6 protein-coding genes and 1 pseudogene are annotated in these 7,168 nt (G+C 71.5%); 4 read left to right on the top strand and 3 right to left on the bottom strand.

What is annotated here, in order from left to right; translation table 11 throughout:
• Positions 1-124: 124 nt before the first annotated feature.
• The gene (locus ABT116_RS37600) at positions 125-823 is read left to right on the top strand and encodes an alpha/beta fold hydrolase (protein ID WP_351643686.1); all 699 of its coding nucleotides are present in this window, start codon (positions 125-127) and stop codon (positions 821-823) included.
• Positions 824-902: 79 nt separating this feature from the next.
• Positions 903-2,072, top strand: coding sequence for a lactate 2-monooxygenase (locus ABT116_RS37595; RefSeq protein ID WP_351643682.1), 1,170 nt, complete (start codon positions 903-905; stop codon positions 2,070-2,072).
• Between the two features lie 82 nt (positions 2,073-2,154).
• Here ABT116_RS37595 and ABT116_RS37590 read toward each other — a convergent pair whose 3' ends face one another.
• From ABT116_RS37590 to ABT116_RS37580, 3 genes are all read right to left on the bottom strand, one after another.
• Positions 2,155-3,780 carry an RICIN domain-containing protein gene (locus tag ABT116_RS37590; RefSeq protein WP_351643677.1) on the bottom strand — a complete coding sequence of 542 codons (1,626 nt, stop codon included), beginning with the start codon at positions 3,778-3,780 and terminating at the stop codon, positions 2,155-2,157.
• A gap of 330 nt (positions 3,781-4,110) precedes the next feature.
• The gene (locus ABT116_RS37585; protein ID WP_351643672.1) at positions 4,111-4,488 is read right to left on the bottom strand and encodes a toxin Doc; all 378 of its coding nucleotides are present in this window, start codon (positions 4,486-4,488) and stop codon (positions 4,111-4,113) included.
• Between the two features lie 3 nt (positions 4,489-4,491).
• Complete coding sequence (locus ABT116_RS37580; RefSeq protein ID WP_030845137.1) at positions 4,492-4,737, bottom strand: hypothetical protein; 246 nt, start codon at positions 4,735-4,737, stop codon at positions 4,492-4,494.
• A gap of 175 nt (positions 4,738-4,912) precedes the next feature.
• Between ABT116_RS37580 and ABT116_RS37575 the strand changes: the two genes are divergently transcribed.
• Positions 4,913-5,845, top strand: coding sequence for a sigma-70 family RNA polymerase sigma factor (locus ABT116_RS37575; protein ID WP_351643663.1), 933 nt, complete (start codon positions 4,913-4,915; stop codon positions 5,843-5,845).
• A pseudogene (gene qcrB / locus ABT116_RS37570) lies at positions 5,842-7,168 on the top strand (cytochrome bc1 complex cytochrome b subunit); the annotation flags it as partial. The gene ABT116_RS37575 and the pseudogene qcrB, both read left to right, overlap by 4 nt.

The following is a 7,168-nucleotide window of genomic DNA, read 5'->3' as shown; positions in this document are numbered from 1 at the left end:
ACCGGGCCCTGGTCCCGGCCGCCGCGCCGGACCACACGTCCGCGGCGGACGACCGGGAGTGACAACAGGAGCAACAGCCCGGCGGCCGGGAGGCGTTGTCGCACCCCTCGGCTACGTTGCCCGCATGGGCGATTTCGTGTTGGTGGCAGGGACATGGCTCGGGGCGTGGGCATGGCACGAGGTGGCCGCGGAGCTGCGCCGCGCCGGGCACGCGGTCCGTGCGTTGACGCTCTCGGGCCTCGCGGAGCGGCGGAACACGCAGCCGGCCGGGCAGCGGATGCACGTGCGGGACATCGTGGAGGAGGTGGAGCGCCTTGATCTGCGGGACGTCGTCCTGGTCGGGCACAGCTACGCGGGCATCCCGGTCGGGCAGGCCGCCGAGCGGATCAGCGACCGGCTGCGGCGCGTCGTGTTCGTCGACGGGAACGTGCCGGTGAACAGGGAGTCGTTCCTGTCGGGCTGGCCCAGTGACCATGTACGGCGGGCGATCGACGACCACGCCGGGTACTGGCCCCCGCTCGGCCCGGAGGACTACGCGGGGCAGGGACTGACGGACGGCCAGATCGCCCGGATCGTGGGCGGCTCGACCCCGCACCCCGGCATCACGCTCACCGAGCCGGCCGCCCTGGCCCGCCCCCTCGACGCACTCCCGGCGACATACGTGAAGTGTCTCCTCGACGGGGACGAGCCGATGCCGGCCGTGGCCGCGCTCCTCGAGAGCGACAGCTGGGAGCTGGTGACGCTGGACACCGGGCACTGGCCGATGTTCTCGCAGCCGCGCGCACTGGCCCGCGTACTGCACGCGGCGGCGGCCCGACCCTGATCCTCCGGACCTCATACCGCTCGGTATCGTCGGCCGTACGGCGGTCTCGACGAGGAGACGACGAGAGGCGGGGCGTACGGTGGGCAAGCACTGGGCGGACTTCCAGTACGAGATCTATCTGAACGGGATGACGGGCGCCGTACCGCGGCTGCCCACCGATCTGACCCGGCTCGAGGAGCTCACCGAGCAGCGGCTGGGGCCCGGCCCGGTCGGTTATGTGGCGGGCAGCGCGGGCAACGGCACTACGGCCCGCGCCAACCGGGCGGCCCTGGAGCGCCGGCGGATCGTGCCGCGCATGCTGCGGGACGTGCACGAGCGGGACCTGTCGGTCGAAGTCCTGGGCCGTGACCTCCCGGCCCCGCTGGCGCTGGCCCCGGTCGGCGTGCTGTCGATCATGCACCCGGACGCCGAGTCCGCCGCGGCCCGGGCCGCCGCCGCGCAGGGCGTGCCGTACATCCTGTCGGCGGCGTCCAGCACGCCCATGGAGCAGGTCGCCGAGGCGATGGGCGACGCCGAGCGCTGGTTCCAGCTGTACTGGCCGAAGGACCCGGAGGTGGCCCGCAGCTTCCTGAACCGGGCCGAGGCGGCCGGGTTCACCGCGCTGGTCGTCACGCTGGACACGCCGTTGCTGTCGTGGCGGCCGCGCGATCTCGACCAGGCCTATCTGCCGTTCCTGCGCGGCGTGGGCACCGCCAACTACTTCTCGGACCCGGCGTTCCAGGCGGGTCTCGCCAAGCCGGTGCACGAGGATCCGAACGCGGCCGTGATGCACTTCGTCGGAATGTTCTCCGACCCGGCCAAGAGCTGGCCGGACCTGGCCTTCCTGCGGGAGAACTGGGCCGGCCCGATCGTCCTCAAGGGCGTCCTGCACCCGGACGACGCACGCCTGGCCGCCGACGCCGGCATGGACGGTGTGGTCGTCTCCAACCACGGTGGCCGTCAGGTGGCCGGCGCTGTCGCGGCGGCCGACGCGCTCCCCCGCGTGGCGGAGGCGGTGGGCGACCGGCTCACCGTCCTCTTCGACAGCGGCGTCCGCACCGGCGACGACATCTTCAAGGCCCTCGCCCTCGGCGCCCGCGCGGTCCTCGTCGGGCGCCCGTACGTCTACGGCCTCGGCCTCGACGGCCGGTCCGGCGTCGAGCACGTCATCCGCTGCCTGCTCGCCGAACTGGACCTGACACTCGCCCTGTCAGGGCATGCGACGCCGGGCACGATCGGCCCGGCCGACCTGGTGGAGGATCCGGCGTGAGGGGTGGGCTGCGCGGCGCGTTCGCCGCGCAGCCCCGCTCAGGCCCCGGGTCTCTTCGGCAGTGCGGGCGAGCGCCGAGACATCACGCGGTCCGGCCGTCGGTCAGTCTCACCTGGCGGGCCACCGGGTCGTCCTGCTCCTCGATCGACAGGGAACCGGATGTCGTCGGCAGGGGCTCGGCCTGCCACCGCTGGGCGTCGGAGGACCGGTCACGGACCTTGACGACGATGTCGGCGTCCGGGTCGTCGCCGGCCGGGGTGAGGGCCAGCTGCTCGTCCCAGCGGGGCAGCAACTCCCCCTGCACGGTGAGGTCGTAGCGCACGTCCTCGCCCCGCTCGGCATCCTCGTCGGCGCAGGTGCCGAGGACGACGACACCGGCGTCCTTGTGGGAGTCCAGGCACAGGCCGGGGTCGGCGACGCTGCGCAGCAACCCGTCGTCCTCGTACGTCCACTGCTGGGTCCACACCGTCGAGCACTCCGCCAGTTTCGTGCCCGAACCCTCCTTCGGCAGATCGCGGATGTCGAGGCACAGATCGGCACCGACGTTGCGCAGCCGGGTCACGCCCTGGGCCGCGGGAAGCCCGGCGGTGCCGGGTGGCGTCACCGACGCGGAGCCCTTGCCGCCCGCGGCGCTGTTGGAGCCGGCCGGGTCGGCCTCCCCGCCGTCGTAGGACGACGCGCTGATGATGAGCACCGTCGCCAGCACCCCGGCCGAGACCGCGCCGACGCCCGAGAGCAGTGCCCGCGAGGAGCGCAGCGCCTCCGGAACCCGTCGGGCGGGCACGGGGAGCCGGGACAGCAGCCCGTGCCGCCCGCCGCCCCGCCGTCCGCCGCCGCGGCGGTTCGTGCGAGCGCCCCGTGTGCCGTGCGAGGCACGTCCCGGGCGCGAGTCGAGGTAGCGGCGGGTGCCCCAGCCGAGCACCGCCTCTGCGATCAACGGCCCCAGCGGGCCCTCGAAATGGCTCAGTTGTTCCGCGGCGTTCCGGCAGTAGCGGCACTCGTCCAGATGCTGCTGGACGTCGGGCAGCAGTGCGCCGCCCCGGCGGATCGGGACGTCGAGGAGGCGGTTGTAGAACCGGCAATCATGGGTCGGTGCGAGTTCACGATGGGCCTGTACACATCCTCGGCGGAATGTGTCCCGCGCCTGTTCGAGGGCCGCCGCCGCGATGTCGGTGTCCATGCCCAGCAGTCCGGCCGGGACGCTTAAAGGATCTGCCTCGACCTCGACATGCCAGAGCAAACAGCGCGAGTCCGCGGGAAGTGCCTGGAATGCCCGCTCCGCGAGGGTTCGATTTTCGGGCGTCATGGACGTCGCCGCGCGCAGCCCGCGTCCTCCGGCCGGTTTCTGCAAGGCGGGCAGAACGGCTGATATTCGATCGTCGGCGGACCACTCGCGGATCGTGTCCCGCACGGTCACCAGCAGGGCCGGGCGCAGCGCGACGGCGGACTCGCCGAACGCGAGGCGGTTGAGGGTCCGGTGGAAGGCGGTCCCGGTCACCATCGCGGCGACCTGCGCCGACGAGGCGAGACAGATGACCGCGTAGTCGTGCGCCGACTGGTAGTGCCGCGCCATCAGCAGCGCCACGGAATGGGCGGCGACCTCGCCCTCCGGACTGCCTCTCAGCGGGGCGGCGAGTGATTCATCGGATTCCCCCGGATCCCCGCCGGGCGGGGGATACGGAGGACGAGGGGGGTGGGGGGTGGGCACTGAGATGGTTCCTTCCCACGCATGTGACACACAGAAGTTCTGTCGCCCAAAAAGGAGGCCCGGTTGATGCGTACCTCTTTTGGCGTAGCGCGGGAGGTGAGAATTCACCGACGGCGAATCGGACGCGGTCCACAAATCACGTGCGACACCCGGCCATTCCCCCCGCACGCGCGTTCACTCTTGCACAACCCGCACACGGCCAACAAGGCGCCCGGACAACATCCCCACCATTGACAGAAAGTCAGAAACGGGGGAACGGATGCGCGCGACTCGCACCCGTTTTCGACATTTCCCTGCGGCCTGTGTGAATCGGGCACCGGGCCCGCTTCCTCAGATCTGCCAGGAGCGCAGCCGGTCCGCCGCGCCGTAGACGTCGGTGGCTCCGGACAGCAGGTCGCGCGCGAGGTCGACGAGGGCCCCGTACGGCGGGTCGATGCCGACGCCGCTGACGAACATGTACGCCACGGCGGTCGCGCAGCCGAAGCGGGCGTTGGCCGAGGGCAGCGGCCGGAGCACGGTGATGGTGTGCAGCAACGCGGCGGCCCGCCAGGCCGGGTCGGAGTTCACCCCGAGGCGCGGCGGGTCGACGCGGTGCCGGGCGACGGCGGCGACCAGTGCGGAGAAGTCGTTGACGGTGGGCTGGTCCGGCAGGACCTCTTCGTGGCGCTGAAGCAGCCAGGGCACGTCGATGTGGATCACGGGCGCCATGGGTCAGGCGGCCCGCCCTTCGCCCTTGGCGGGCGGTTCGTCGTCGGGGAACGCGGCGGCGAACTCGTCGGCGTGGGTGGCGAAGAACCGTCGGAAGGCCTCCGCGCCCTCCTGCAGGGCCCGGTGACGGGCTATGTCGGCCGCGGCCGCTTCCCGCACGAGCGCCTTCATGGACGTACCGCGCTCCTTGGCGATCTGCCTGAGGTCCTCAAGTTCGCGGTCACTGAACTCCACGTTGAGAGCTGGCATGCCATCACGGTACCGCTCGGGTACTGACTCGTAAATACCCCCAGGTCAGGACCGCTCCCGAGAGGTACCTGGGGAAGGGACGGCCTGAGATCTGGGTCACAACGGGCCGTGCGATGTCACATTCCGGTGCCCTGTCCGGCTCGCAGTGGTGAGGACGTCCACGGGAGGCCCACGCATGACCCAGATCTCCGTACCCGGCACCGACGCCCCGCTCGACGCGGCGACCGGGGTGTTCGTCGACCACCGCGAGCTGCTCTTCGGCGTCGTCTACAACATCCTCGGCAGCGTCGCCGACACCGAGGACGTCCTGCAGGAGACATGGCTGTCCTGGACGGCCCGCGGCGGGGGCGCCCCCCTGGCCGGCGTCGACAATCCGCGCGCCTATCTCGTCCGGGTGGCCGTCAACCACGCGCTGCGCCGCCGTGCCGTGATCAGCCGCCGGCAGGAGACGTACGTCGGTCCGTGGCTGCCCGAGCCGCTGGTCGCCGAGGAGGACGCCGAGACCGCCGAGAGCCCGGCGCTGCGTTCCGAGTCGGTGTCGCTGGCCATGCTGGTGGTCCTGGAGTCGCTGACACCGCTGGAACGTGCCGTGTTCGTGCTGGGCGAGGTGTTCGGCTACCCGCATGCCGAGATCGCGGAGATCATCGACCGCTCCCCCGCCGCCGTACGCCAGTTGGCGCACCGGGCCCGGGAACACGTGCACGCGCGGCGGCCGCGGTACGAGGCGCATCCGCGGGTGCGGCGGGAGGCGACCGAGCGGTTTGTGCGGGCGGCGCTCGGCGGGGACATCGCCGAGCTGATGGAGGTGCTGGCGCCGGACGTCACGGCGTGGACCGACGCGGGCGGCAAGCGCAGGCGGGCCGGCCTGCGCCCGGTGCAGGGCCGGGACAAGGTGGCCCGTCTGCTCACCGCCGGGCGGGGCGGCCCGGACCACCCCGTCTGGCACTACCGGCGCGTGAACGGCGACGACGCGGCGGTCCTGTTCGACGGTGACGCGCCGTTCGCCGTCCTGGTCCTGGACCTCACCCCGGAGGGCGACCGGGTGCGCGGCATCTATGTGGTGGCCAACCCGGACAAGCTCGCCCACCTCCCCGGGGCGGCGGCGTGAGCGCCGGACGCGGCGAGCGCCTCGCCGACTGGTTCGACGGGCGGCTCGGCACCCACACACTGGGCAGGAAGTACCTGCGCAAGGTGTTCCCCGACCACTGGTCGTTCCTGCTGGGCGAGATCTGCCTGTACAGCTTCGTGGTGCTGGTCCTCACCGGCGTGTATCTGACGCTGTTCTTCCACCCCTCGATGAACGAGGTGACGTATCAGGGGAGTTACGTCCCGCTGAACGGCGTGCGGATGTCCGAGGCGTACGCGTCCACGCTGGACATCAGCTTCGACGTGCGCGGCGGGCTGCTGATCCGGCAGATCCACCACTGGGCGGCGCTGGTCTTCGTCGCCGGGATGCTGACGCACATGATGCGGCACTTCTTCACCGGCTCGTTCCGCAAGCCGCGCGAGGTCAACTGGCTGTTCGGCTGGCTGCTGCTGTTCCTCGGCCTGTTCGAGGGGCTGTTCGGCTACTCGCTGCCGGACGACCTGCTGTGTGGGGACGTACCTGGCGATGTTCCTGTTCGGCGGCGAGTTCCCCGGCGACGACATCGTGGCCCGGTTCTACGCGCTGCACGTCCTGCTGATCCCCGGGGTCATGGCGGCGCTGATCGTGGTCCACCTGCTGCTGGTCGTGTACCACAAGCACACCCAGTTCGCCGGGCCCGGGCGCACCGAGCGCAATGTCGTGGGTGCGCCCTTCCTGCCGGTGTACCTGGCGAAGGCGGGCGGCTTCTTCTTCCTGGTGTTCGGGGTGCTCGCGCTGATCGCGGCGGTGGCGACGATCAACCCGGTGTGGTCGTACGGTCCGTATCGCGCCGACCAGGTGTCCACGGGCGCCCAGCCCGACTGGTACCTGGGCTTCGCCGAGGGCCTGGTGCGGATCATGCCCGGCTGGGAGGTCACGCTGTGGGGGCACACGCTGGTGCTGGGCGTGCTGATCCCGATCGTGGTGTTCCCGCTGCTGCTGGTCCTCATCGGCGTGTACCCGTTCCTGGAGGCCCGGTTCACCGGCGACCGGCACGAGCACCATCTGCTGGACCGGCCGCGCAACCGCCCGGTCCGCACGGCGATCGGCGCGGCCTGGATCAGCCTCTACCTGGTGCTGCTCGCGGGCGGTGGGAACGACATCGTGGCGACCCGCCTCCATCTGTCGATCAATACGGTGACGTGGGCGGTGCGGGCCGGGATGTTCGTCGTCCCGGCGGTGGTCTTCGTCGTGACCCGGCGGATCTGTCTGGGGCTGCAACTGCGCGACAGGGAGCTCGTGGCGCACGGCCGGGCGACGGGGGTGATCAAGCGGCTGGCGCACGGCGAGTACGTCGAGGTGCAC

It is taken from the genome of Streptomyces sp. NPDC002130, assembly GCF_040296465.1.
Lineage (GTDB): Bacteria > Actinomycetota > Actinomycetes > Streptomycetales > Streptomycetaceae > Streptomyces.
Note: the sequence above shows the minus strand (reverse complement) of the source record. Positions and strands in the feature narration are given on the sequence as shown.